Source organism: Streptomyces sp. NPDC048734 (assembly GCF_043198675.1).
In the GTDB taxonomy this organism is placed as follows: domain Bacteria; phylum Actinomycetota; class Actinomycetes; order Streptomycetales; family Streptomycetaceae; genus Streptomyces.
This window is the reverse complement of sequence record NZ_JBICUZ010000002.1, coordinates 506,790-530,419: the sequence shown is the minus strand read 5'-3', so window position 1 is coordinate 530,419 and position 23,630 is coordinate 506,790. Positions and strand designations below refer to the sequence as shown.

Below are 23,630 nucleotides of genomic sequence, written 5' to 3'. Positions count from 1 at the left end.
TCCCCCGGTCCGCGCACGCAGCGAGCGCACCCGCGCGCACCGGGCCCCGCGGGCCTCGCATTCTTCCCGCCGGCCGCACGTCGGCGGGGCACCGACTCCGCGGGAGGCGGGAACCGGACGGCCGAGGCCGTCGGTCGTTCCGGCCCCACCCCCGCGGAACGGGGCCGGGCCGTCCCCATTGGGGTGGGGACGGCCCGGCCCCGAGCCCCTCCGGGGCTGTTCCACGGGTCTCACCGGGCCAACCCCAGCCCGGTGAGACCCCTCCCGGGCTCCGTCCCGGTCGCGTGTCTCCGCTGCCGCTGCCGCTGCCGCTGCCGCTGCCGCTGCCGCCGCCTCCGCCGCCACTACCGCCTCCGCCTCCGCCTCCGCCCCGCCTCCGCCCCGCCTCCGTCACCACCTCCCCCTCCTCACAGGCGGCACGGCGTGCCAGTGATGTCGGCATCATGTGACAGGTATCACCGCTCAGGTGTGACCCTCGATTTAGGGGCCCCCCGCAAGCAGCGATAACCTGCGAGACGGACATGCCGCGCGCTCGGACACCGTGTGCGCCTCCCTTGTGACTGACAGACGGCGGACGTCACGTTGCCCTCGCGGCACGCCCACGCAGACAACGAACCGCGAGATCACTGATAGGGACGGAAGCGCGTGGACCTGTTCGAGTACCAGGCGAGGGACCTCTTCGCCAAGCACGATGTACCGGTGCTGGCCGGTGAAGTCATCGACACGCCTGAGGCGGCCCGCGCAGCCACTGAGCGTCTCGGTGGCAAGTCCGTAGTCAAGGCCCAGGTGAAGGTCGGCGGCCGCGGCAAGGCCGGTGGCGTGAAGCTCGCCGCCACCCCGGACGAGGCCGTCGCCCGTGCGACGGACATTCTCGGCATGGACATCAAGGGCCACACGGTCCACAAGGTGATGATCGCCGAGACGGCCCCGGAGATCCTGGAGGAGTACTACGTCTCCTTCCTCCTGGACCGCACCAACCGCACCTTCCTCTCCATCGCGTCCGTCGAGGGCGGCGTGGACATCGAGGAGGTGGCGGCCACCCGCCCCGAGGCCGTCGCGAAGACCCCGATCGACGCCAACGAGGGTGTGACCCCCGAGAAGGCCCGCGAGATCGTCGAGGCCGCGAAGTTCCCGGCCGAGGTCGCGGACAAGGTCGCCGACGTCCTCGTGACGCTGTGGAAGACCTTCATCGAGGAGGACGCCCTCCTCGTCGAGGTCAACCCGCTGGCGAAGGTCGCCTCCGGCGACGTCATCGCCCTCGACGGCAAGGTCTCCCTGGACGAGAACGCGGACTTCCGCCACCCCGACCACGAGGCGCTCGTCGACCACGCGGCGGCCAACCCCCTCGAGGCCGCGGCCAAGGAGAAGAACCTCAACTACGTCAAGCTCGACGGCGAGGTCGGCATCATCGGCAACGGCGCGGGTCTCGTCATGAGCACCCTCGACGTCGTCGCGTACGCCGGTGAGGCCCACGGCGGCGTCAAGCCCGCCAACTTCCTCGACATCGGCGGTGGCGCCTCCGCCGCCGTCATGGCGAACGGCCTGGAGATCATCCTCGGCGACCCGGACGTCAAGTCCGTCTTCGTCAACGTCTTCGGCGGCATCACCGCCTGCGACGAGGTCGCCAACGGCATCGTGCAGGCGCTGCAGCTGCTCAAGGACAAGGGCGAGGAAGTCACCAAGCCCCTCGTCGTCCGCCTGGACGGCAACAACGCCGAGCTGGGTCGCAAGATCCTCTCCGACGCCAACCACCCGCTGGTCCAGCGCGTGGACACCATGGACGGCGCGGCCGACAAGGCCGCCGAGCTCGCGGCTGCGAAGTAAGGAAGAGGGACAGACACAGCCATGGCTATCTTCCTCGACAAGGACAGCAAGGTCATCGTCCAGGGCATGACCGGTGCCACGGGCATGAAGCACACCAAGCTCATGCTGGCGGACGGCACCAACATCGTCGGTGGCGTGAACCCCCGCAAGGCGGGTCAGTCGGTCGACATCGACGGCACCGAGATCCCCGTTTTCGGCACGGTCGCCGAGGCGATGGAGAAGACGGGCGCCAACGTGTCCGTCCTCTTCGTGCCGCCGGCCTTCTCCAAGGCCGCCGTCATCGAGGCGATCGACGCCGAGATCCCCCTCGCGGTCGTCATCACCGAGGGCATCGCAGTCCACGACACCGCCGCCTTCTACGCGTACGCGGGCTCGAAGGGCAACAAGACCCGGATCATCGGCCCGAACTGCCCCGGTCTCATCACGCCGGGCCAGTCGAACGCCGGCATCATCCCGGGCGACATCACGAAGCCGGGCCGTATCGGCCTGGTCTCGAAGTCCGGCACGCTGACGTACCAGATGATGTACGAGCTGCGCGACATCGGCTTCTCGTCCGCCGTCGGCATCGGTGGCGACCCGATCATCGGCACCACGCACATCGACGCGCTCGCCGCGTTCGAGGCCGACCCCGACACCGACCTGATCGTCATGATCGGTGAGATCGGCGGCGACGCCGAGGAGCGGGCCGCGGCCTTCATCAAGGAGAACGTGACCAAGCCGGTCGTCGGCTACGTCGCGGGCTTCACCGCGCCCGAGGGCAAGACCATGGGCCACGCCGGCGCCATCGTCTCCGGCTCCTCCGGTACGGCCGCCGCCAAGAAGGAGGCCCTCGAGGCCGCCGGCGTCAAGGTCGGCAAGACGCCGACCGAGACGGCGAAGCTGGCCCGGGAGATCCTGGCCGGCTGAACGGCTCCCTCCGGCTGAACGTCAGTGGGCCCGTCCCCTTGCCCGGGACGGGCCCACCGTCGTGTCCGCGGGCGGCGAGCGGGCCGGGGCCGTCGCGTCAGCGGGGCTCCGGCCGGAGCCTCTCCGGGCCGTTCGCCGCTTCCGCCCGGAGTTTGGCCCGCAGCGCCAGTTCCGCGGTCGACAGGGGGCCCGGGGCCGTCCTCGGGGGGATGCCGCGGACCGTCTCGCCGGGCGGGACCGGGGGTTCGTAGCGGGTGGGGGCCGACCTCAGGGTGAGGGCCGTCGCTCCGATGATCGCCACCGTGACGGCGATCGCCGCCCTGGTCCAGAACCGGGCCCGGCGTTCGCTGCCGATCCGTACCGTCGGGGGTTTGGCGGCGCGCAGGCGTTCCGTCGACGCCGTCTGCGCCAGGCTGCGGTGCAGCTCGCGCGGTTCCGCCAGCTCCGGCAGCCGGGCGGCGACCGCCGCGCGGGCGTGCAGCAGGCGGTTCGCCGCCGCCGGTGTGCTCGCCTCCGTCTCCGCCGCGGTCTCCGGCAGCCCCAGGCCGACCCCGTCGTACAGCAGGAGGGTGCGGCGGTAGGACGGCGGGAGCGTCAGGAGGACGTCGAGCAGGGCGCGGTCACGGGCGTCGGCCGGCGGTGGTTCGGGGTGGCGGTAGCGGGGGCGGAACCGGTGCCAGGGGGACAGCGCGTACTCGTACGCCGTCGCGCGGACCCAGCTCGGCGGGTCGGGGTCGACGGCCACCTCCGGCCAGCGCTGCCAGGCGACCTGGAAGGCCCGCTCGACCGACTCGCGGGCCAGTTCGCGGCGGCCGGTGAGGAGGTAGGCCTGGCGGACGAGGGCCGGGGCGCAGAACGCGTACAGGGCGTCGAAGGCCTGAGCGGGAGTCAGGGGAGGGGAGAGGGGGGACGCGGGTGTGGGGGTGGGAGCGCGGGCGGGCCCGGGTGCGGAGGGTTTCCCGGCCGTGCCCGGACCGGTCGTCAGCTCGGGTGCGGGCTCCGCCTTCTGGGGGCCCGTCATCTCGGCCGGTAGCTCGTCCGTCGGCTCGGCCAGCAGTTTCGCGTACGACTCCCTCTTGCGGCCGCTCGGAGTGGAGCGGCCGGTCTCCCATGCACGCACCGTCTCCCTGCTGACACCCAGTCGCGCCGCCAGTTGAGCCTGCGTCAGCGAGCGCTTCTCGCGCAGGCGTCGGCGTTCCTCGGGCGGGGGGAGCGGGGTGTCGAAGCACTGTGTCACAGGGCACCCCTTCGTACGAAAAAGTACATAAACGTATATTGAGCGACACAGCGATGGTTCGCCCGTTACGACGGGAAGACGCGTGTCGTTGGGACCATGGCGGGCGTGATCCAGATGACCGCTCGTCGTTCGTCGTTGTCGCTCCTTCTCGCCCGGTCGCGGCATCGCTCCCCCGGACTGGCCGCCGGACTGCTCGGCGGTGCGCTGGCCGCGGGGCTAGGGCTCGGTTCGTTCGCCGTGCTGGTGACGGTGCTGTGGATCAGCTCGCCCTATCCGGACAGCGGGCCCGGTGGCGCGCTGCACGTCGCGGCCGCGCTGTGGCTGCTGGCGCACGGGGTGGAACTGGTCCGCGCCGACACCCTGTCCGGGGTCCCCGCGCCGGTCGGTGTCACCCCCCTGCTGCTGCTCGCCCTGCCGGTGTGGCTGCTGCACCGGGCCGCGCGGGACGCCGTGGACGGGACCGGGGAGGAGGGCGCTCCCCTGGTGAGCGCGCGGACCGCGTGGGCGGGGGTGGTCCTCGGGTACCTCGCCGTCGCCGCGACGGCCGCGGGGTACGCGGCCGGTGGCGCCCTGCGGCCCTCCTGGCTCGGGGCCGTGGTGTCGCTGCCGGTGCTCGTGGCCGTCGCGGCCGGGGTCGGGGTGTGGGTGGCGTACGGCTGCCCCCGCGGGCCGGTGGAGCGGGTACTGGTGCTGTTGCCGCGCGGGGCGCGGCGGCTGGTGCTGGGGGCGGAGGGACGGGAGCGGGTGGCGGTGGCCGTGCGGGCGGCGGGAGCGGGGGCCGCGGTGCTGGTGGGGGGCGGTGCCCTGCTGGTGGTGGTCTCGTCGGTGTGGCACCTCGGGGCGGCGCGGGGGGCGTTCCTGGAGCTGACCGGGGGCTGGTCGGGGCGGTTCGCGGTGCTGTTGCTGTGCGTGGTGCTGGTGCCGAACGCGGCGGTGTGGGGAGCGGCGTACGCGGTGGGCCCCGGGTTCGTGCTGGGGACCGGGCACGTGGTGACGCCGTTGACCTCCGACCCGGCTCCGCTGCTGCCGCCGTTCCCGTTGCTCGCGGCGGTGCCGGAGGCGGGGGCGGGTGGAGGGCTGAACTGGGCCGCGGCGGTGATGGCGCTGCTGGGCGGGGGTGCGGTGGGGATGTTCGTGGGCCGGGGCGCCGTGCGGCCCGGCGGACGGGTCTGGTCCTGGAAGCGGACGGTGGGGGTGGTGGGGCTGGCGGCGGTGCTGTGCGCGGTGGGGTTCGGCGTGCTGGCGGCGATGGCCGGGGGGCCGTTGGGGGTGGGGAGCCTGGCCCGGTTCGGGCCGGTGGGGTGGCAGGTGGGGGCGGCGGTGTGGGTGTGGGTGGTGGGGGTGGGGATGCCGGTGGGGCTCGGCCTGCGGTGGTGGTGGGGGCGGGGTGAGGTGACGGGCGCGGCTGCGCCCGTGCGGACGTCGGTGCCGGTGCCGCTGTCGGTGGCCGTGCCCGCGCCGGCGTCCGGCGCGGACACCGAGCCGTACGACTTCGAGCGCGAGGAGGGCACCGGGACGCCGTGAACGGCGCGGAGCGTTCTCGCCCCCGCCGCCCCTTCCCGACCCGACCCCGGCTGCCGCCCCCCGACCCCGGCTGCCGGGCCTGGACGGGTCTTGTCCTCAGGCTGCCCCGGAGGGGCGCCTCCGGGCGGGCTGCGTGTGCCGGCCGGTGTTCACCGTCCGGGAGTCGCCGCTTCCGGCGGCCCGCTCCTGGACCCCGGCGGCCCGCTCCTGGACCCCGGCGGCCCGCTCCTGGACCCCGGCTGCCGGGCCTGGACCCCGGCTGCCGGGCCTGGGCGGGTCTTGCCCTCAGGCTTCTCCGGAGGGGCGCACTCGGGCGGGCTGCGTGTGCCGGCCGGTGTTCGTCGCTCGTCCCCGGCGGGTGGGCGCTGGGGGTGCCGGATGCCTGGCCTCGGCCGGGAGGAGACGCCCGGCCGGAGCGGTTTCGGCCCGCCGGGTCGGGGTGGGCGGGGGTGGGGCCCCGGGGGCGGAGCCACGGGGCCCCGGTGGTGCGGTTTCTGCCGCTGGGGCGTGCTGCCTCTAGCTGTTGCCGCCCAGGACGTCCCTCAGCTGTTCCGGCAGCAGGTCCTCGCAGGCCTGCTCGGACTTGTTGGTCAGGGCGTCGTTCGTGCAGGTGTAGTAGTCGCTGTAGACCAGCTGCGCCGTGAAGGTGAGGGCCACCAGGGCCAGGGCCAGGGAGGCGGTGACGATGCCGCTGACGGCCGCCGTGGTCTGGGGGCGGGCGGGCGGCCGGGGGTTGTCCGGGTCGGGGGTGCGCGGCTTGGCCCGCAGCGCGCTGATGCCCCAGTTGAGGGCCAGCGCGCCGAGGAGGAGGGCCACGTAGGGCCAGCCGAAGAGGGCGAAGAAGAAGGCCCACATGCCGCACAGGAGGGCGTAGCGCGCGCGGCGCTGGGACGGGTCGGTGGGATCCCAGCGCGGGCTGGGAGTGGGGCCGGAGCCGGGGTCGCCGCCCTCGGGAGGGCCGCCGGGGCGCTCGCCGAAGCCGCCGCCGGAACGGCCGGGCTGGTGGTCGCTCCACTGGCTGCCCCAGGGGGAGTTCCCGGACGGCGGCTCGCCCCCGCCCTGGGACGGGCGACGGGGCTGCCACGGGCGGTCGGGGGTGCCTTCCGGGGGCGGGGCGAAGGGGTTGTCGTCGTTCGGCGAGGAGCCGCTCGGCGGGGAATCCTTCGGCGAGGAACCCTCGTCGCCGCTCACCCGGCCCGTGGACGCGTCGGGCGGGGTGGCTGGGCGCTCCCGCAGCAGCACGGCGCCGCGCTCCCCTCCCTGCGGTGACTGCGGGGGGAGCGTGAGGAGTCGCAGACTGCGGTCCGGCATCAAGAGAGCGTCTTCCCCTAAGTGATCGCGACGGTGGTCACGGCCTGCTGGCCGAGGCGACCGCGTACGGCTGTCGGATGGGAGCGGTCACAGGGGAAACGCTCCGCACGACGACCGCGTTCCCGAGCCCGCTCGCCCCAGACGCTACCTTCCGGCCACGCCCCCGTCCCGCGGGGGCCGTCCGGTGTGCCGGTATCGTTGCTGACGGTCGGCCGCTTCGTAGACTTCCCCGTATCCCGGGGCGCGAAGCATTCGTATGAATGCACAAGCGTGGCGTCGTGAGTCGGCCGACGGACAGACGCTCCCCCGAGAAAGGGCCCCATCGTGGCCGCCAAGCCCGAGGCCAAGCGCCTCGTCGTGCTGGTCTCCGGTTCCGGTACGAATCTTCAGGCACTGCTCGACGAGATCGCCGCGACCGGTGTCGAGGCGTACGGCGCCGAGATCGTGGCCGTCGGCGCGGACCGGGAGGGCATCGAGGGGCTCGCGCGGGCCGGGCGGGCCGGGATCCCCACCTTCGTGCGCAAGGTGAAGGACTACGACACCCGCGAGGCGTGGGACGCCGCCCTCGCGGAGGCCGTCGCCGCCCACGAGCCCGACCTCGTCGTGTCCGCCGGGTTCATGAGGATCGTCGGCAAGGAGTTCCTGGCGCGGTTCGGCGGGCGGTTCGTGAACACCCACCCCGCCCTGCTCCCCAGTTTTCCGGGTGCCCACGGAGTGCGGGACGCGCTCGCGTACGGCGCCCGGGTCACCGGCTGCACCGTCCACTTCGTCGACGACGGCGTCGACACCGGCCCGATCATCGCCCAGGGCGTGGTGGAGGTCCGGGACGAGGACGACGAGAGCGCGCTGCACGAGCGCATCAAGGAAGTCGAGCGAAGGCTGCTCGTCGAGGTCGTGGGGCGCCTCGCCCGCAACGGCTATCGCATCGAGGGACGAAAGGTAGTTATCCAGTGACCGCCGAGAGCAACGAGAGCACCCAGCGGCCGATCCGTCGCGCGCTCGTCAGCGTCTACGACAAGACCGGCCTCGAAGAGCTGGCCCGCGGGCTGCACGAGGCCGGTGTCACCCTCGTCTCCACCGGGTCCACCGCCTCCCGCATCGCCGCCGCCGGCGTCCCCGTCACCAAGGTCGAGGAGCTGACCGGCTTCCCCGAGTGCCTGGACGGACGCGTCAAGACCCTGCACCCGCGCGTGCACGCCGGCATCCTCGCCGACCTGCGGCTGGAGGACCACCGGCGGCAGCTCGCCGAGCTGGACGTCGAGCCGTTCGACCTCGTCGTCGTGAACCTCTACCCGTTCCGCGAGACGGTCGCCTCCGGCGCCTCGCCCGACGAGTGCGTCGAGCAGATCGACATCGGCGGGCCGTCCATGGTGCGTGCCGCCGCCAAGAACCACCCGTCGGTCGCCGTGGTCACCAGTCCGGACCGGTACGCCGACGTCCTCGCCGCGGTCGGGGACGGCGGCTTCGACCTCGCCACCCGCAAGCGGCTGGCCGCCGAGGCCTTCCGGCACACGGCCGCCTACGACGTCGCCGTCGCCTCCTGGTTCGCCGACGACTACGCGGCCGTCGACGACAGCGGCTTCCCCGACTTCCTGGGCCACACCTACGCGCGCGAGAACACCCTGCGCTACGGCGAGAACCCGCACCAGGGCGCGGCGCTCTACGTCGACGGCACCGGCGGCCTCGCCGAGGCGGAGCAGCTCCACGGCAAGGAGATGTCGTACAACAACTACACGGACACGGACGCCGCCCGCCGTGCCGCGTACGACCACGACGAGCCCTGCGTCGCGATCATCAAGCACGCCAACCCCTGCGGCATCGCGACCGGCGCGGACGTCGCCGAGGCGCACCGCAAGGCGCACGCGTGCGACCCGCTGTCGGCGTTCGGCGGCGTCATCGCGGTCAACCGCCCGGTCTCCAAGGAGATGGCGGAGCAGGTCGCCGAGATCTTCACCGAGGTCATCGTCGCGCCGGGCTACGAGGAGGGGGCCCTGGAGGCCCTCGCCAGGAAGAAGAACATCCGGGTGCTCAAGGCCGAGGGCGCCCCGGCCAACCCGGTCGAGGTCAAGCCGATCGACGGCGGTGCCCTCCTCCAGGTCACCGACCGCCTCCAGGCCGAGGGCGACGACCCGGCCCACTGGACGCTGGCGACGGGCGAGGCGCTCACCGCCGGCGAACTGGCCGAGCTGTCCTTCGCCTGGAAGGCCTGCCGGGCCGTGAAGTCCAACGCGATCCTGCTCGCCAAGGACGGCGCCTCGGTCGGCGTCGGCATGGGCCAGGTCAACCGGGTGGACTCCGCCAAGCTCGCCGTCGAGCGGGCCGGCGCGGAGCGCGCGCAGGGGGCGTACGCCGCCTCCGACGCGTTCTTCCCCTTCCCCGACGGGCTGGAGATCCTCGTCGAGGCCGGCGTGAAGGCCGTGGTCCAGCCCGGCGGTTCGGTCCGTGACGAGCTGGTCGTCGAGGCCGCGAAGAAGGCGGGCGTCACCATGTACTTCACGGGGACGCGCCACTTCTTCCACTGACGGTCCGCCGCCGGCGTTCCACTGACGGTCCGCCGCCGACGCGAGGGCGGGCGGCCCGGCACCCTGCCGGTCCGCCCGCCTTTGCCGTCGGCGCCCGGTGGCTCAGGTCAGCCACTGCGAGCAGGAGCCCGCGGTCACCCACCGGTGGGAGCGGATGTTGTCGTTCACGACGGGGCCGCTGGTGAAGAAGTTGTCCCTCAGGTCGTCCGCGAAGTACTCGTTGGGCGACAGGCAGGTGTAGCCCCCGCCGTGGTTCTCCATGAACCAGAACTGCACGACGTCGTTGCCGCCGGTGTAGCCGGCGTTCATGACGGACGACGCCTTGTCCCAGGCGTTCGCGAAACCGCCGCCGGCCGCGTTCCAGTCGGCGTCGTTGCCCGCGGTGACGCCGAGCGGCGAGCCCTGGCAGTCCAGGGCGTCCCAGGCGTAGACGTTGCCGTTGCGGCCCGGCCACTTGCTGTTGCAGACGGTGGCCCGGACGTCCGACCCGGCCGCCTGGGCGGTCGTGGCCGGCAGGCCGAGGCCCAGGGCGGTCAGCCCGAGGACGGCCGCCGTGATGGCGAACTTGCGCATGATGATGTCCCCTCGTTGGTGTTCTGCGGTGTTCCGGTGGTGATCCGTCAGGCGCGTGGCGGCACGATCCGTACCGCCCGGTCGTACGCCTGCCGTTGGAGGCGCTCGTAGGTGTCGAGCGCGTCGCCGTACCGGTCGCGCAGCCGGTCGACGTAGTGGGCCTCGCGGGCCGTGACGACGGACCTCAGGTCCGCCCCGCGGGCGCAGCGGGCGTCCGCGACCGCCGTCCGGCGCTCCAGCGCGAACGCCTCGCCGGCGCGGGCCGGGCCCAGCCGGGCGGTGTTCGCGCGGATCGCGTCGCGGGCGGCCCGCGGGTCGGCGTGGGCCAGGCCGGCCCCTCTCATGCACCGGGACCAGACGCGCACGGCCGCGGTCAGTTCCCGGTCGCGCATCAGGTCCTCGCCGTACAGCGCGCGCAGGCCGGTCGCGGTCCTCGCGGCGCGGAACCAGGTGGCGGGGTCGCCGTAGAGGGCCTTTTCCGCCTCGGCCGAGCAGCCGCCGACCCGTTTGCCGACCTCGGCCCCGGTGCCCGGCAGCCGTACCGAGAGGGTGTGGGCGTCGTCGCCGCCGTCGAGGGCCCTGTCGAAGGCGGCCCGGCGGTCGGCGGGGAGCCGCTGCCGGTAGGCGGCGTTGGGGTGGTGCAGCCGGGTCCGTTCGTTCTTCGCCTCGACGGGGCCGCCGTAGCCGTACGTCCGCGCCCAGGCCACGTCGTCCTGCACGTACCGCACGGGGCGGCTCTCGCGCAGGGTGAGGGTGCGGTCCTCCCAGTACGTGAAGCCGTGGCGGTCCATGCACCGTTTCGTCAGCCGCTGCAGGGCGTCGGTGACGCGCAGCTCCTGCTGCCAGGTCAGCGGCGCCGCTCCGGCCCGCCCGCCCGAGCCGCCGCCGTCACCGCCGTCACCGTTGCCGTTGCCGGTGCATCCGGTCGCGGCGGCCGTGACGGCCGCCGCGACCAGGCACATCCGGGCGAACGCGTGCTTGCCGGTCATCGCCGACCCCCCGTTTCCCCCGTGGGTGTCCCGCCCCCGTCGTGCGGGGCGGTGGTTCCACGGTGGCGGCTCAGGAGGCCGACCGGTACCTCGGACGTCTCAGGGTCACTTCCGGCCGGGGGGCGTGTACTCCTTGAGGTAGTGGGCGACGCGGGCGGCGTAGTCGCGGTACTTCGGGGGAACTCCGCCCGCGTCGTTCACCTTCTTGTACGACGTCCGGTAGGCGACGGCGACCAGCACCCGGCGGTCGCCCGGCAGCCGGCGGTCCAGGCGGGGCGCGATCCAGCACAGGTAGCGGCCCATCGCCGGAACGGACTCGGCCGGCGGGAACGGCGGCGAGGGCACGGACTCGCCGGGGGTGCCGTCCTCGTTCATCCACCAGCGCAGCACGCTCGGCGTCCAGCGGGCGATGCCGTACTCGTCCTTGGCGGGGTCGGCGAGGTCCGGGTCGAAGTCGCTCTCCACCTTCAGCATCGCGGCGATCAGGGAGGGGGTGACGTCGCCCTGACGGCAGTCGCGCGCGGTCTCGACGATCAGCAGCCGGTAGGCGGCGGGGACGCCCCGGCCGGTGCGCAGGTCCTCCGCGCCGTACACGGCGGCCGGTACGGCCGTCCCGGTGGCGCCACCGGTCCCTCCACCGCCCGCCCCGTCGCCGCCGTCCGCCAGCCGGGAGCTGACGCCCCAGCCGAGGACGGCCGCCGCGACCGTGGCGCCCGCCGCGGCGGCCGCGGTCGCGCGCCGGGAGCGGCGGCGCGGCCGGGGTGCGGTGCCCGCGGCGGCGGCCTCGACCCGGCGCAGCAGCGCCCCGGCGGCCACGCGCTCCTCGTGCGTACGGGTCAGGCAGTCCCGCACGATCTCCCGCCAGACGTCCGGCAACCGGGGGGACAGGCGCAGCTCGTCGGCGCCGCGGGCGTAGGCGGCGGCCGCGTCGCGGCGGGCCGTCGGGGTGCCGCCGGGCAGCGGGAAGGTGTGGGTGAGGACGAGGTGGGCGAGGACCCCGAAGGCCCAGACGTCGGCGGAGGGGCGGATGCGGCGGCCGCGTTCGCCGATCTCGGACCACAGGAGTTCGGGCGGGGTGTAGTCGGGGGTGGAGAAGGCGGGCGTGTAGGCGTGGGTGCCCTCGAGTTCGGCGGCCATGTTGAAGTCGGCGAGGCGGACCGAACCGTCCCGCATCAGCAGCACGTTCGCCGGTTTCAGGTCCCCGTGCACCCAGCCCGCCCGGTGCAGCTGGTGGAGGCCCTCGCAGATCTGCGCGAGCAGCTCGGGCCCCCCGGCGGGCCGGGGCGAGCGGGCGAGCAGCGCGGCCAGGGAGCCCTCCGCCTTCTCCAGCACGAGGACGGTGGCGCCGTCGAGTCCGGGGCGGCCGGGGTCGTCGACCGTCAGCGTCTCGTACAGGCGGATCAGCCGGGGATGGCTCAGCCGCCGGTACAACTCCACCTCGCGCTCGACGAGGTCCCGCAGGTGCGCCAGCCGGCGGGGCGTACTGGTGCCGGTGGGCAGGAACTTCAGCGCCGCCGTCCTCGGCAGCCGCGCCCGCGCGCCGGTGTACCGGGCCTCGTAGACGCTGCCGAACGCGCCCGTCGCGAGCGGCGCCCGCACCTCCCAGTCGCCCACCCGGTAGCCGGCCGGCACCGGCACCGCGTACGGCTGCCCGGTCACCGCGCCGTTCGTCTCTCGGCGGCGCCCGCCAGCACGACCAGGTCGTCCTCGCGCACCAGGTCGAAGCGGAGGGCCAGGGAGACCAGCGACTCCTTCTTGCCGTTGAGCCGAGGGCCGGTGTCCGCCGTGTCCGGGCCCGGCTTCAGGCGCAGTTTCACGGCCAGGTAGTCGATGTTCCACTGGACGGAGGTGCGGGAGGCCCCGGGCCAGGCGGGGCGCAGCCGGTCCACGAGCTGGTCGACGGTGGGCGGTGGGGCGTGCGGCTCCCCGCGCAGCCGGGGCTCGCACAGGGCGGCCAGCACCGCGAAGTAGCGCTTCGTGCGATCCATGGAGAAGGCGGGCGCGGTGGTGTCGCCGTCCGGCCCCGCCCCGTCGTCGCGCCGGTAGTCGTGGCGCGGCGCCCACACCTGGATCGCCAGCAGGTCGCCCGCCGCGGGCAGCACGATCCGCGAGAACTCGAACGGCACGGGGGCGTCGAGCCGGCCCGGCCCGACCTTGATGTGCTCGCCCGCGCCCTCGGGGTTCTCCACCACATAGGTGTGCCGGGCGGAGAGGTTGCTCAGTATCCAGAAGGCGCCCTGCGCGGTGATCTCGCCCGCCCTGCGGGAGACCCCGTCGTGTGCGATGCGCAGGTCGTTGTCGGCCGCGGACCGCCCGAAGGCCAGCCGCTCGCCCGGCGCGAGCCGGACCTGGTCGCCCCCTCGCGCGTCCTCGGCGGTCGGCGGAGGTACCACGATGATGCTGTACAAGGTGCGTCTCCCCGTGCCCGACGGCTACCGCAGCCAGGGTAGGGCGACGCGCCGGGGCCGTGTCCCCCTTCGGACGGGACCGACACGGCCCGCGGGCGTGAATGGCGCGAACCGGTCGGCGCGCGCGGTACGACGGGCGCCCCCGGTGATCGGAACGGGCGCTCCCGCCACCGGGTACGGGCGCTCCCGCGGGTCCGGGGCCGGCCGGTGGATCAGTAGCGCGGCCGGCGGAACCAGCCCGCGCTCTCCCGCTTCGCGCAGAAGACGATCACCAGGATGCTGACGGCGATGAGGATGAGGCCGAGGCCCCAGGCCGACAGCATGAAGATGCCGGTGACGATGGCGAACGAGCCGTACACGATGGAGCACACGCGCACGGCGTTGCCGCCCTTGGCGTACTGCAGGAGCAGCACGATGCCGAGGATCGCGAACACGGTGGCCAGACTCGCCATGAACACGACGATTCCCTTGCCCAGGTCGGCGTAGCGCTCCACGTCCGGGTCGTCGGTCACCCCGGCCTTCAGCATCTCCTCGTCCCACCGGGACAGCACCCAGACGTACGAGCCCGCGACGATCAGGTGTGCCAGGGCGATCACCCCCACCAGGATCTGCGCGACGCGCGTCGGCCGTGGCATCTGCGCCGGTCCGCCGGGGTGGTGGCCGCCCTGGAAATACGGGTCCCCGCCCGGGTACTGCGGGTACGCCTGCTGCGGGTACGGCTGCTGCTGGTAGGGCGGGGCCTGCGGGACGCCGTGACCGGGGGCGGGCGGCTGCTGCGGGTGGCCGTGGCCGGGAGCGGCCGGGGGCTGCTGGGGCGGCGGCCCGTAGGGGTTGTTCGGCTCGCCGAAGCTCATGGCGGTCCTTCCTCCGTGTGCACTCGGGTGCGGGGACGACGCGGGGCACGTGCGGAGGAAGGTCCCACGGTGCGGTGCGTCCCCCCGGTACTGCCCGCGGCACTGGACGTCAATCGTTGGCCGACGGCTGGTTCGTTGTCCAGCCGGTGAGCCGGGACGTTGTGCAAGTGCAACCCGGTGGATCACCGCCGGAGCGGTCGCCGCACCGGCCCGGCGGGGACGTCCGGCGGCGGAGTCACCCGGATTGGAACCGGGAGGGCGTCATCCGGGAGGATGGGTCCATGACCGCCCAGATTCTCGATGGCAAGGCCACCGCAGCCGAGATCAAGTCGGACCTGACCGCCCGAGTGGCGGCGCTGAGGGAGAAGGGCGTCACGCCCGGCCTCGGCACGATCCTCGTCGGGGACGACCCCGGCAGCCAGAAGTACGTCGCCGGCAAGCACCGTGACTGCGCCGAGGTGGGCATCGCCTCCATCCAGCGCGAACTGCCCGGCACGGCCACGCAGGAGGAGATCGAGGCGGTCGTCCGCGAGCTGAACGAGGACCCGGACTGCACCGGTTACATCGTGCAGCTCCCGCTGCCCAAGGGCATCGACGAGAACCGCGTCCTCGAACTGATGGACCCCGCCAAGGACGCCGACGGCCTGCACCCGATGAACCTCGGCCGCCTCGTCCTCAACGAACCCGCCCCGCTGCCCTGCACCCCGAACGGCGTGCTGACCCTGCTGCGCCGCCACGGCGTCGAGATCAAGGGCGCCGAGGTCGTGGTCGTCGGCCGCGGCGTCACCATCGGCCGCTCGATGCCGCTGCTGCTGACCCGGCGCAGCGAGAACGCCACGGTCACCCAGTGCCACACCGGCACCCGCGACCTCTCGGCGCACCTCAAGCGGGCGGACGTCATCGTCGCCGCCGCGGGCTCGGCCCACCTGATCCGCGCCGAGGACGTCAAGCCGGGCGCGGCCGTCCTCGACGTGGGCGTCTCCCGCAACGCGGAGGGCCGGATCGTGGGCGACGTCCACCCGGACGTCCGCGAGGTGGCCGGCTGGATCTCCCCGAACCCGGGCGGCGTCGGCCCGATGACCCGCGCCCAACTGCTCGTCAACGTGGTCGAGGCGGCGGAGCGCAGTGTCGGCTGACCGCGGGAACCACCCCGACCGCACCGACGCCGGCGGCCCGGCCGGCGCCACGGTCCGCGCCGATGCCGCGGTCCGGGCCGACGCCACGGACCGCGCCGACGGCCGGGACCACGCCGGCACCACGGGCCGCGCCGACGGCGGTGCGGCGGCCCGGTCCGCCGAGGAGCGGGCGTTCGTGGAGCCCGTCGTCAGCGACCCGGTCAGCGCACCCGACGCCGACGGCGTCCCGCGCCGCGTCACGCGCCGCTTCCCCCTGTTCACGCGGGACACCGCCCGCCCCGAGGGCGGCGGCCGGGCCGCGCCCGGGGACGCCCCCGCGCCCGCCCGGCAGTGGCCGGTCCTGGCCGTCCTCGGCCTGGTCGCCCTGGGCCTGCTGGTGACCGCCTTCGACCAGTTCCGCGTCGGCACGATCCTGATCGGCGCCGCCCTGCTCGGCGGCGCCGCCCTGCGCTGGTTCCTGCCCGGCGTCGGCATGCTCGCCGTCCGCTCCCGGTTCACCGACATCGCGACGTACGGCGTGCTGGGCGCGGCGATCGTCCTGCTGGCGCTGATGGCCCAGCCCGACCCGTGGCTGCAGATCCCCTTCCTGAAGGACACCCTGCACTTCACGGTCGACGGCTGAGGGCTGAGGGCTGAGGGCTCAGGGCTGACGGCCCACCTCCGCGCGCGTACGGCGGCCCGTCCTCTCCCCCGAGAAGGACGGGCCGCCGTCGTGTTCCACGCTGCCGCACGGGGAGCGCGTCGTTCAACGCCCGGCCGCGCGCTGTGGCACAGCGGTGACCGTTCCGCCATCGTGTGCGCGCCCGGCCACAGTCGTCCCCGGAGCGGGAACCGATCCCGCCGGGGGAGCCGTGGCACCCGGCCGGGCGCTACCGTGGCCGCGGGGGACACGGCGGTGGAAGGGGGGGACCGATGCCTCGCTGGAAGGATCTGCCGGACACACTGGATCCGCAGGTCCGGGAGTTCGTCACGCGGCTGCGCCGGATCGCGGACGGCAGCGGTGCGAGCCCGGCCGTGCTCGCCGACGGCACCGGCTACGGCGAGGCGTCCTGGGAGCGCTACCTCGACGGCCGGCTCCTCGCCCCCAAGGGCGCGGTCGTCGCCCTGGCCGAGGTCACCGGTACCGACCCGGTCCCGCTGATCACCCTGTGGGAACTGGCCGAGCGGGCCTGGAGCCGCTCCGAACTGCGCCACGGCGACGCCACCGAGGCCGTCCTGCTGTCCCGCGCCCGCACGGTGACGACCCCGGCGTCCGGCCCCGGGCGGCCCGCGGCGGGCCGGCCGACCGGCGCCGGCCGGCCCGCGCGGCGCCCCGCCGTGTTCCTGGCCGGCGCGCTCGGCGCGGTGACCGTCGCCGTGGGCGCCTTCCTGCTGACCGACGGCGGACCCGCCGACAGCGGCCGGACCGCAGCCCGGACACCCGCACCCTCCGCCACCCCCGGCCTGCCGCCGGGCGTGCTGTGCGCCGGCCCCGGCTGCACGGGCAAGGACCCGGAGAAGATGGGGTGCACGGGTGAGCACGTCACCACGGCACGGAGCGTCACCGTCGGCGCGACCCTGCTGGAGGTCCGCTACAGCGACACGTGCGGCGCCGCCTGGGGCCGCCTCACCGGGGCGGTACCGGGCGACACCGTCCGGGTGACCGTGGGCGGGACGAGCGGGACGAGCGGGACCGGCGGCATCACCGGCGACGACGAGACGATCGCGTACACCCCGATGGCGGCCGTGAAGGGGCCGGGCGAGCTGCGCGCGTGCGCCGAGCTGGCCTCGGGGCAACGAGGCTGCACGTAGGCGGGGACCGGTCCGGCCGTCGGAACCGGCCGCCGCAACCCGCGGGGAAAGAGGTCGGCGCGCCCAGGCATACCCCGCTCCGCCCCGGGCACGCGAACGGTACCCCCAGGGGAGTCCGGCACGACCCGGCACCCCCACCGGCGGCCGCCAGGTTCCCCCCTCTCCCGGACCGGCGGCCGCCTCTCGCACCGCCGGACCGGGGAACGTACGACGTGGTGCGGCGACCGCGGCCGGATGCCACTCTGTGGGACGGGCCACACAGCCCCGGACGTACGGCATCCCGGATGCGCGATAGCCTGACCGCTGGTCGATCTCTTGACGCCAAGAGATCGATCAAACGTCCGGGGCAGGGACGCCCCACCGCCAGCTGTCATACGGAGAACGCCATGACCCGCACTCCCGTGAACGTCACCGTCACCGGCGCGGCCGGCCAGATCGGTTACGCACTGCTCTTCCGCATCGCCTCCGGCCAGCTGCTCGGCGCGGACGTGCCGGTCAAGCTGCGCCTCCTGGAGATCACCCCCGCGCTGAAGGCCGCCGAGGGCACCGCCATGGAGCTGGACGACTGCGCGTTCCCGCTGCTCCAGGGCATCGACATCACCGACGACCCGAACGTCGCCTTCGACGGCACCAACGTCGCCCTCCTCGTGGGCGCCCGCCCGCGCACCAAGGGCATGGAGCGCGGTGACCTCCTGGAGGCCAACGGCGGCATCTTCAAGCCGCAGGGCAAGGCCATCAACGACCACGCCGCGGACGACATCAAGGTGCTCGTCGTCGGCAACCCGGCCAACACCAACGCGCTGATCGCCCAGGCCGCCGCCCCGGACGTACCGGCCGAGCGCTTCACCGCGATGACCCGCCTGGACCACAACCGCGCGCTGACCCAGCTCGCGAAGAAGACGGGCTCCACGGTCGCCGACATCAAGCGCCTGACCATCTGGGGCAACCACTCCGCCACCCAGTACCCGGACATCTTCCACGCCACGGTCGCGGGCAAGAACGCCGCCGAGGTCGTGAACGACGAGAAGTGGCTGGCCGAGGACTTCATCCCGACCGTCGCCAAGCGCGGTGCGGCCATCATCGAGGCGCGCGGCGCGTCCTCCGCCGCCTCCGCCGCCAACGCGGCCATCGACCACGTGTACACCTGGGTCAACGGCACCGCCGAGGGCGACTGGGCCTCCATGGGCATCCCGTCCGACGGTTCCTACGGCGTCCCGGAGGGCCTCATCTCCTCCTTCCCGGTCACCACCAAGGACGGCAGGTACGAGATCGTCCAGGGCCTGGACGTCAACGAGTTCTCCCGCGCCCGCATCGACGCGTCCGTGCAGGAGCTGGCCGAGGAGCGCGAGGCGGTCCGCGCGCTCGGCCTCATCTGAGCCACGGCGTCTGAGCCACGCCGTCTGAGCCACGGCTCGGCGCACCACCGCACTTCCCGATCCCCGGGCGGCACCGGCCGCCCGGGGATCGGTGCGTCCGCGTTCCGGCGCCGACGCCGATCGCGCCCGTCGGCCCGCTCGCCGGCGCTGCCGACCCCTACGGCACGTTCCGCGACGGGACCCAGCTACGACCTGCCACTACGGCTTGTCGCGCAGCCGCGCGGCGATCTCCGTGACCGCCGCCGTCGCCCGCTGCTGCACCCCCGGCCCGAACGTGACCCGCGTGGCCCCGAGTTCGCCGAGTTCGGCGGGCGAGGGGCCCTCGCCGATCCGCGCGAGCACGTTGACCGGCCCCTCGGTCCCGGCCCGCAGCAGCGGCAGTACGGCGGTGGGGGCGCCGATCGGGTACACGCAGTCGGCGCCGGCCGCCACGTACAGCGCGGCCCGCTCGATGGCCCGCGCCGGGTCGGGCTCGCCCCGCAGGAAGGTGTCGATCCGCGCGTTCACGAACAACCGGCCGGCGGCGGCCGCGCACACCTCGGCGAGCCGGTCGGCGTGGGCACGCGCGTCCTGGAGGACACCCCCGCGGGAGTCCTCCAGGTTGCAGCCCACGGCCCCCGCCTCCAGCAGCCGCTCGACCAGTTCCCCCGGCGGCAGGCCGTAGCCGTCCTCGACGTCCGCCGAGACCGGCACGTCCACGGCGCGGGTGATGCGCCCGACCGCCGCGAACATCTCCGCGGCCGGCGTCTCCCCGTCCGCGTGGCCGAGCGAGGCGGCGATCCCGGCGCTCGGCGTGGCCAGCGCCGGGAAGCCGGCGTCGGCCAGGGCGCGGGCGCTGGCCGCGTCCCACGGCCCCGGCAGGACCAGCGGATCGTCGGGGAGCCGCCCGCGGTGCAGCGCGCGGAAGGTGTCGGCCCGGGTCACCATGACGCGCTCCCCGGTGACGTGTCGCGGGTGACCGCCGTGCGGAGGACCGTCGCCGGGCGGAGGGTCACCGGTGCTGCCCCGGCCGGTAGTGCCCGGGCACCAGCCGGCAGGTCACGCCGAACCGGTTCCACGCGTTGATCACCGTGATCGCGGCGATCAGCTGCGCCAGCTCCGCCTCCCCGAAGTGCTTCGCGGCCCGCTCGTACACCGCGTCCGGCACGAACCCGTCCGTCAGAACGGTCACCGCCTCCGTCAGTGCCAGCGCCGCCAGCTCCCGCTCGGTGTAGAAGTGCCCGGACTCCTCCCAGGCACTGAGCTGCACGATCCGCTCCACGCTCTCCCCGGCCGCGAGGGCGTCCTTGCTGTGCATGTCCACGCAGAGCGCGCAGCGGTTGAGCTGCGAGGCGCGGATCTTCACCAGCTCCAGCAGCGTCGCGTCGAGGCCCTTGCGGGCGGCGGCGTCCAGCCGGACCATCGCCTTGTAGACCTCGGGGGCCAGCTCGGCCCAGGCCAGCCGGGGGGTGTGCTCGGGGGCGTACTCCACGGTCGTCGTACTGGTCGTACTGGTGGTGCTGTCGGTCGCGTTCGTCATGCCCTCGACCCTAGGAGCGAGGCTGCCCACGGGTATGGTCCATTTCCATGCCGGAATCCTGGGCCACTCTGGGCGTCGACCTGCACCTGGAACCGACCGGTCCCGGCCTGCGGCGCGGACTGACCGACGCCCTGCGCGAGGCCGTCCGCGGCGGTCGGCTGGCCCCCGGCACCCGGCTGCCCTCCTCCCGCACGCTCGCCGCCGACCTCGGCATCGCCCGCAACACCGTCGCCGACGCCTACGCCGACCTGGTCGCCGAGGGCTGGCTGACCGCCCGGCAGGGCTCCGGCACGCGCGTCGCGGACCGCGCCGTCGTCCCGTCGGCCGGGGCGGCGGCCCCGCACCGGCAGCACCGCCGCCCGGCGTTCGACCTGCGCCCCGGCACCCCCGACCTCGCCTCCTTCCCCCGGACCGAGTGGCTCAAGGCCGCCCGACGCGCCTTCACCGCCGCCCCCAACGACGCCCTCGGCTACGGCGATCCGCGCGGCCGCGCCGAGCTGCGCACCGCCCTCGCCGACTACCTCGCCCGCGCCCGCGGCGTGCGCACCGACCCCGGAGGCGTCCTCGTCGTCGCCGGGTTCGTGCACGGCCTCCAGGTGCTCGGCAAGGTGCTGCGCGCCCGCGGGGTCCGCACGGTCGCCGTCGAGTCGTACGGCCTCGACGTGCACGAGCGGCAGCTGAGGGCGGCCGGACTGAGGACCGTCCCGATGCCCTTCGACCGGCTCGGCACCGACCCCGGGGGTCTGAGCGGCGTCGGAGCGGTCCTCCTCACCCCCGCCCACCAGTTCCCGATGGGCGTGCCCCTGCACCGCGACCGGCGGGCGGCCCTCGTGCACTGGGCGCGCAGCACCGGCGGACTTGTCCTGGAGGACGACTACGACGGCGAGTTCCGTTACGACCGCCAGCCCGTCGGCGCCCTCCAGGGCCTCGACCCCGACCACGTCGTCTACCTGGGCACTGCCAGCAAGTCCCTCGCCCCCGCCCTGCGGCTCGGCTGGGCGGTCCTGCCGCCCGGCCTCGCCGAGGAGGCCGCCGGCGCCAAGGGCGGCATCGACACCTGCGGCGTCCTCGACCAGCTGACCCTGGCCGAGTTCCTCACCTCCGGCGCCTACGACCGTCACGTCCGCTCGGCCCGCCTGCGCTACCGCCGCCGCCGCGACGCCCTGGTCACGGCCCTGGCCGAACACGCCCCCGAAGCCCGTGTGACCGGCATCGCGGCCGGCCTGCACGCCGTGGTGGGCCTCCCGCCCGGCACCGAGCAGCCGGTGATCCAGGTAGCGGCCTGGCAGGGCCTGGCCCTCTACGGCCTCTCCCGCTTCCGCCACGCGTCGGCCCGCACCGACCCCCTGGACGCCCTGGTGGTCGGCTACGCCACCCCGCCGGACCACGCCTGGAGCGGAGCCCTGACCGCACTGTGCCGGGCCCTGCCGTGACCGTCGGACGCGGCCTCTGCCGTGACCGTCGGACGCGGGCCCTGCCGTGCCCGCCGGGCACCCACGACGACAGACCCCGGCGCCCGCCGCCACGCCGCTCCGCTCCGGGGCCTGCCCGGCGTCCCCTCCGTCCCGCGCCTGCCGTCCTGCTCTGTCCCGCGCCCGCCGCCCTGCCCTGGGCGTGGCCGCCGTCCGTCCCGCGCCCGCCGTTCTGCTCCGCCCCGGCGCCCGCCGCTCCGCCCCGCTCCGGGGCCGGCCCGCCCGGTCGTGGGCGTCACGCTTCCGGGTGACCCTGCTGCTCGTGCGCGCCGACCCTGCCCCTCGCCGGCCGTGAGCTCCCGGCTCGGGCGACACCGTCGGGCGTTCCGCCTCGCGGGCCGCCCGACGCTCCGGCCCACCGGGCCCGCACCCCGGTGGAGGAGGGCGTAGGCCCGTTCCGGGGACGGGCCCGGTCGCCCCCGCCGCCCTCGCTCGCATGGTGGACGTCGCCCCTGCGGCCGTCGGTGACCCCGGTAGGCTGACCGTCAGGCCGTGACTGGCGCGCTGGGATGGGACGGACCATCGGGGAGCGGCCTGCAGTGACCGAGTGCCGTGCGCCTGGGCCAGACCGAGACCGTGACCGCTTGCACGCCACGCCATCCGGAGGCCGACGTCATGTCAGAGCAGCAGCCCCTCTCCACCGAGTCCACCGCCTTCCGCGCCGCCCTCGACGCGGTCCGCGCCGTCGAGCCGCGCGTCGCCGACGCGATCGGCCAGGAGCTCGCCGACCAGCGCGAGATGCTCAAGCTGATCGCCTCCGAGAACTACGCCTCCCCGGCCACCCTCCTCGCGATGGGCAACTGGTTCAGCGACAAGTACGCCGAGGGCACCGTCGGCCGCCGCTTCTACGCCGGCTGCCGCAACGTCGACACCGTCGAGTCCCTCGCCGCCGAGCACGCCCGCGAACTCTTCGGCGCCCGCCACGCCTACGTCCAGCCGCACTCCGGCATCGACGCCAACCTGGTCGCCTTCTGGGCCGTCCTCGCCGACCGCGTGGAGGCGCCCTTCCTGGAGAAGACCGGCGCCCGCCAGGTCAACGACCTCTCCGAGGCCGACTGGGCCGAACTGCGCCGGGCCTTCGGCAACCAGCGCATGCTCGGCATGTCCCTGGACGCGGGCGGCCACCTCACCCACGGCTTCCGCCCCAACATCTCCGGCAAGATGTTCGACCAGCGCTCCTACGGCACCGACCCGGCCACCGGCCTGATCGACTACGACGCGCTGCGCGCCACGGCCCACGAGTTCAAGCCGCTCATCATCGTCGCCGGCTACTCCGCGTACCCCCGGCTGGTGAACTTCCGGATCATGCGGGAGATCGCCGACGAGGTGGGCGCGACCCTGATGGTCGACATGGCGCACTTCGCCGGCCTGGTCGCGGGCAAGGTGCTGACCGGCGACTTCGACCCGGTCCCGCACGCCCAGATCGTCACGACCACCACCCACAAGTCGCTGCGCGGCCCGCGCGGCGGCATGGTCCTGTGCGACGACTCCCTCAAGGACCAGGTGGACCGCGGCTGCCCGATGGTCCTCGGCGGCCCGCTCCCGCACGTCATGGCCGCGAAGGCGGTGGCCCTGGCCGAGGCCCGGCAGCCCGCCTTCCAGGACTACGCCCGGCGCATCGTCGACAACTCCCGTGCGCTGGCGGAGGGGCTGACGCGCCGCGGCGCGACCCTCGTCACCGGCGGCACCGACAACCACCTCAACCTGATCGACGTCGCCACGTCCTACGGCCTCACCGGCCGTCAGGCCGAGTCGGCCCTCCTCGACTCGGGCATCGTCACCAACCGCAACGCGATCCCCGCCGACCCCAACGGCGCCTGGTACACCTCCGGCATCCGGGTCGGCACCCCCGCGCTGACCACGCGCGGCCTCGGCACGGCCGAGATGGACGAGGTCGCGGCCCTGATGGACCGCGTCCTGACGACGGCGGAGCCGGGCACCACGAAGTCGGGCGCCCCCTCGAAGGCCTCCCACGTCCTGGACGAGAAGGTCTCCGACGAGATCTCCCGGCGGGCGACCGACCTGGTGGCGGGCTTCCCCCTGTACCCGCAGATCGACCTCGGCTGAGGCACCCCGTGCGGGGGGGGGGGGGGGGCCCCCCCCCCCCCCCCCCCCCCCCCCCCCCCCCCCCCCCCACACCCCCCCCACCACCCCCCCCCCCCCCCCCGCAAACAGTGGGGGGGGGCCA

Annotated in this window: 20 protein-coding genes and 1 riboswitch; of the genes, 11 read left to right on the top strand and 9 right to left on the bottom strand. The window is 74.5% G+C overall.

Annotated features, from left to right (window positions below; translation table 11 throughout):
• Positions 1–645 precede the first annotated feature (645 nt).
• Complete coding sequence (gene sucC / locus ACGFQC_RS07635; RefSeq protein WP_363091232.1) at positions 646–1,824, top strand: ADP-forming succinate--CoA ligase subunit beta; 1,179 nt, start codon at positions 646–648, stop codon at positions 1,822–1,824.
• Positions 1,825–1,845: 21 nt separating this feature from the next.
• Entirely contained in the window at positions 1,846–2,730 is an 885-nt protein-coding gene (gene sucD, locus ACGFQC_RS07630) for a succinate--CoA ligase subunit alpha (protein WP_363091233.1), read from the top strand.
• 97 nt (positions 2,731–2,827) lie between these two features.
• Here the strand turns inward: sucD and ACGFQC_RS07625 are convergent, their stop codons facing one another.
• A complete protein-coding gene (locus ACGFQC_RS07625; RefSeq protein ID WP_363091234.1) occupies positions 2,828–3,967 on the bottom strand; it encodes a helix-turn-helix domain-containing protein in 1,140 nt (379 codons plus the stop codon).
• A gap of 96 nt (positions 3,968–4,063) precedes the next feature.
• Between ACGFQC_RS07625 and ACGFQC_RS07620 the strand changes: the two genes are divergently transcribed.
• The gene (locus ACGFQC_RS07620) at positions 4,064–5,491 is read left to right on the top strand and encodes a DUF6350 family protein (protein ID WP_363091235.1); all 1,428 of its coding nucleotides are present in this window, start codon (positions 4,064–4,066) and stop codon (positions 5,489–5,491) included.
• A 516-nt stretch (positions 5,492–6,007) separates the two neighbouring features.
• Here the strand turns inward: ACGFQC_RS07620 and ACGFQC_RS07615 are convergent.
• Positions 6,008–6,802, bottom strand: a complete 795-nt coding sequence (locus ACGFQC_RS07615; protein WP_363091236.1) for a hypothetical protein — start codon at positions 6,800–6,802, stop codon at positions 6,008–6,010.
• A 324-nt stretch (positions 6,803–7,126) separates the two neighbouring features.
• Here ACGFQC_RS07615 and purN point away from each other — a divergent pair, with 324 nt between their 5' ends.
• Positions 7,127–7,756, top strand: a complete 630-nt coding sequence (gene purN, locus ACGFQC_RS07610) for a phosphoribosylglycinamide formyltransferase (protein ID WP_363091237.1) — start codon at positions 7,127–7,129, stop codon at positions 7,754–7,756.
• Positions 7,753–9,324 (top strand): bifunctional phosphoribosylaminoimidazolecarboxamide formyltransferase/IMP cyclohydrolase, encoded by a 1,572-nt coding sequence (gene purH / locus ACGFQC_RS07605; protein ID WP_363091238.1) that lies wholly within the window; start codon positions 7,753–7,755, stop codon positions 9,322–9,324. The genes purN and purH overlap by 4 nt, the downstream gene beginning before the upstream one ends.
• Before the next feature lie 102 nt (positions 9,325–9,426).
• Here the strand turns inward: purH and ACGFQC_RS07600 are convergent, their stop codons facing one another.
• The 5 genes from ACGFQC_RS07600 to ACGFQC_RS07580 form a co-directional block, all read right to left on the bottom strand.
• Positions 9,427–9,897: a hypothetical protein gene (locus tag ACGFQC_RS07600; RefSeq protein WP_363091239.1), complete on the bottom strand. Its 471-nt coding sequence runs from the start codon at positions 9,895–9,897 to the stop codon at positions 9,427–9,429.
• Positions 9,898–9,944: 47 nt separating this feature from the next.
• Entirely contained in the window at positions 9,945–10,886 is a 942-nt protein-coding gene (locus ACGFQC_RS07595; RefSeq protein WP_363091240.1) for a hypothetical protein, read from the bottom strand.
• 105 nt (positions 10,887–10,991) lie between these two features.
• Complete coding sequence (locus ACGFQC_RS07590) at positions 10,992–12,545, bottom strand: protein kinase (RefSeq protein WP_363091241.1); 1,554 nt, start codon at positions 12,543–12,545, stop codon at positions 10,992–10,994.
• Positions 12,542–13,294: an FHA domain-containing protein gene (locus ACGFQC_RS07585; RefSeq protein WP_363091242.1), complete on the bottom strand. Its 753-nt coding sequence runs from the start codon at positions 13,292–13,294 to the stop codon at positions 12,542–12,544. The genes ACGFQC_RS07590 and ACGFQC_RS07585 overlap by 4 nt, the downstream gene beginning before the upstream one ends.
• A 212-nt stretch (positions 13,295–13,506) precedes the next feature.
• Positions 13,507–14,148 carry a hypothetical protein gene (locus ACGFQC_RS07580; RefSeq protein ID WP_363091243.1) on the bottom strand — a complete coding sequence of 214 codons (642 nt, stop codon included), beginning with the start codon at positions 14,146–14,148 and terminating at the stop codon, positions 13,507–13,509.
• Positions 14,149–14,429: 281 nt separating this feature from the next.
• On the opposite strand from ACGFQC_RS07580, the gene ACGFQC_RS07575 reads away from it, so the two are divergent.
• The 4 genes from ACGFQC_RS07575 (at position 14,430) to ACGFQC_RS07560 (ending at position 18,451) form a co-directional block, all read left to right on the top strand.
• The gene (locus tag ACGFQC_RS07575) at positions 14,430–15,284 is read left to right on the top strand and encodes a bifunctional methylenetetrahydrofolate dehydrogenase/methenyltetrahydrofolate cyclohydrolase (protein ID WP_363091244.1); all 855 of its coding nucleotides are present in this window, start codon (positions 14,430–14,432) and stop codon (positions 15,282–15,284) included.
• Positions 15,274–15,906, top strand: a complete 633-nt coding sequence (locus ACGFQC_RS07570; protein WP_363091245.1) for a DUF3017 domain-containing protein — start codon at positions 15,274–15,276, stop codon at positions 15,904–15,906. Before ACGFQC_RS07575 ends, ACGFQC_RS07570 begins: the two co-directional genes overlap by 11 nt.
• 290 nt (positions 15,907–16,196) lie before the next feature.
• Positions 16,197–17,075 (top strand): DUF2690 domain-containing protein, encoded by an 879-nt coding sequence (locus tag ACGFQC_RS07565; protein WP_363091246.1) that lies wholly within the window; start codon positions 16,197–16,199, stop codon positions 17,073–17,075.
• A 386-nt stretch (positions 17,076–17,461) separates the two neighbouring features.
• Positions 17,462–18,451 carry a malate dehydrogenase gene (locus ACGFQC_RS07560; RefSeq protein WP_363091247.1) on the top strand — a complete coding sequence of 330 codons (990 nt, stop codon included), beginning with the start codon at positions 17,462–17,464 and terminating at the stop codon, positions 18,449–18,451.
• Positions 18,452–18,649: 198 nt separating this feature from the next.
• On the opposite strand, the gene ACGFQC_RS07555 is transcribed toward ACGFQC_RS07560, so the two are convergent.
• Positions 18,650–19,378: an isocitrate lyase/phosphoenolpyruvate mutase family protein gene (locus ACGFQC_RS07555; protein WP_363091248.1), complete on the bottom strand. Its 729-nt coding sequence runs from the start codon at positions 19,376–19,378 to the stop codon at positions 18,650–18,652.
• 64 nt (positions 19,379–19,442) lie between these two features.
• A complete protein-coding gene (locus tag ACGFQC_RS07550) occupies positions 19,443–19,970 on the bottom strand; it encodes a carboxymuconolactone decarboxylase family protein (RefSeq protein WP_363091249.1) in 528 nt (175 codons plus the stop codon).
• 47 nt (positions 19,971–20,017) lie between these two features.
• Between ACGFQC_RS07550 and ACGFQC_RS07545 the strand changes: the two genes are divergently transcribed.
• On the top strand, positions 20,018–21,403 hold the full coding sequence (locus ACGFQC_RS07545; RefSeq protein ID WP_363091250.1) for a PLP-dependent aminotransferase family protein: 1,386 nt from the start codon (positions 20,018–20,020) through the stop codon (positions 21,401–21,403).
• A gap of 521 nt (positions 21,404–21,924) precedes the next feature.
• Positions 21,925–22,013: riboswitch (ZMP/ZTP riboswitch) on the top strand.
• 44 nt (positions 22,014–22,057) lie between these two features.
• Positions 22,058–23,509 carry a glycine hydroxymethyltransferase gene (locus tag ACGFQC_RS07540; RefSeq protein ID WP_363091252.1) on the top strand — a complete coding sequence of 484 codons (1,452 nt, stop codon included), beginning with the start codon at positions 22,058–22,060 and terminating at the stop codon, positions 23,507–23,509.
• The last annotated feature ends 121 nt before the right edge of the window (positions 23,510–23,630 follow it).

What these genes read in the sequence shown, in the direction of transcription:
- sucD (WP_363091233.1), top strand. Translation starts at nt 1,846, where the DNA reads ATGGCTATCTTCCTCGACAAGGACAGCAAGGTCATCGTCCAGGGCATG.
- ACGFQC_RS07620 (WP_363091235.1), top strand. Translation starts at nt 4,064, where the DNA reads ATGGCGGGCGTGATCCAGATGACCGCTCGTCGTTCGTCGTTGTCGCTC.
- ACGFQC_RS07615 (WP_363091236.1), bottom strand. Translation starts at nt 6,802, where the DNA reads ATGCCGGACCGCAGTCTGCGACTCCTCACGCTCCCCCCGCAGTCACCG.
- ACGFQC_RS07600 (WP_363091239.1), bottom strand. Translation starts at nt 9,897, where the DNA reads ATGCGCAAGTTCGCCATCACGGCGGCCGTCCTCGGGCTGACCGCCCTG.
- ACGFQC_RS07595 (WP_363091240.1), bottom strand. Translation starts at nt 10,886, where the DNA reads ATGACCGGCAAGCACGCGTTCGCCCGGATGTGCCTGGTCGCGGCGGCC.
- ACGFQC_RS07580 (WP_363091243.1), bottom strand. Translation starts at nt 14,148, where the DNA reads ATGAGCTTCGGCGAGCCGAACAACCCCTACGGGCCGCCGCCCCAGCAG.
- ACGFQC_RS07575 (WP_363091244.1), top strand. Translation starts at nt 14,430, where the DNA reads ATGACCGCCCAGATTCTCGATGGCAAGGCCACCGCAGCCGAGATCAAG.
- ACGFQC_RS07565 (WP_363091246.1), top strand. Translation starts at nt 16,197, where the DNA reads ATGCCTCGCTGGAAGGATCTGCCGGACACACTGGATCCGCAGGTCCGG.
- ACGFQC_RS07560 (WP_363091247.1), top strand. Translation starts at nt 17,462, where the DNA reads ATGACCCGCACTCCCGTGAACGTCACCGTCACCGGCGCGGCCGGCCAG.
- ACGFQC_RS07555 (WP_363091248.1), bottom strand. Translation starts at nt 19,378, where the DNA reads ATGGTGACCCGGGCCGACACCTTCCGCGCGCTGCACCGCGGGCGGCTC.
- ACGFQC_RS07550 (WP_363091249.1), bottom strand. Translation starts at nt 19,970, where the DNA reads ATGACGAACGCGACCGACAGCACCACCAGTACGACCAGTACGACGACC.
- ACGFQC_RS07545 (WP_363091250.1), top strand. Translation starts at nt 20,018, where the DNA reads ATGCCGGAATCCTGGGCCACTCTGGGCGTCGACCTGCACCTGGAACCG.
- ACGFQC_RS07540 (WP_363091252.1), top strand. Translation starts at nt 22,058, where the DNA reads ATGTCAGAGCAGCAGCCCCTCTCCACCGAGTCCACCGCCTTCCGCGCC.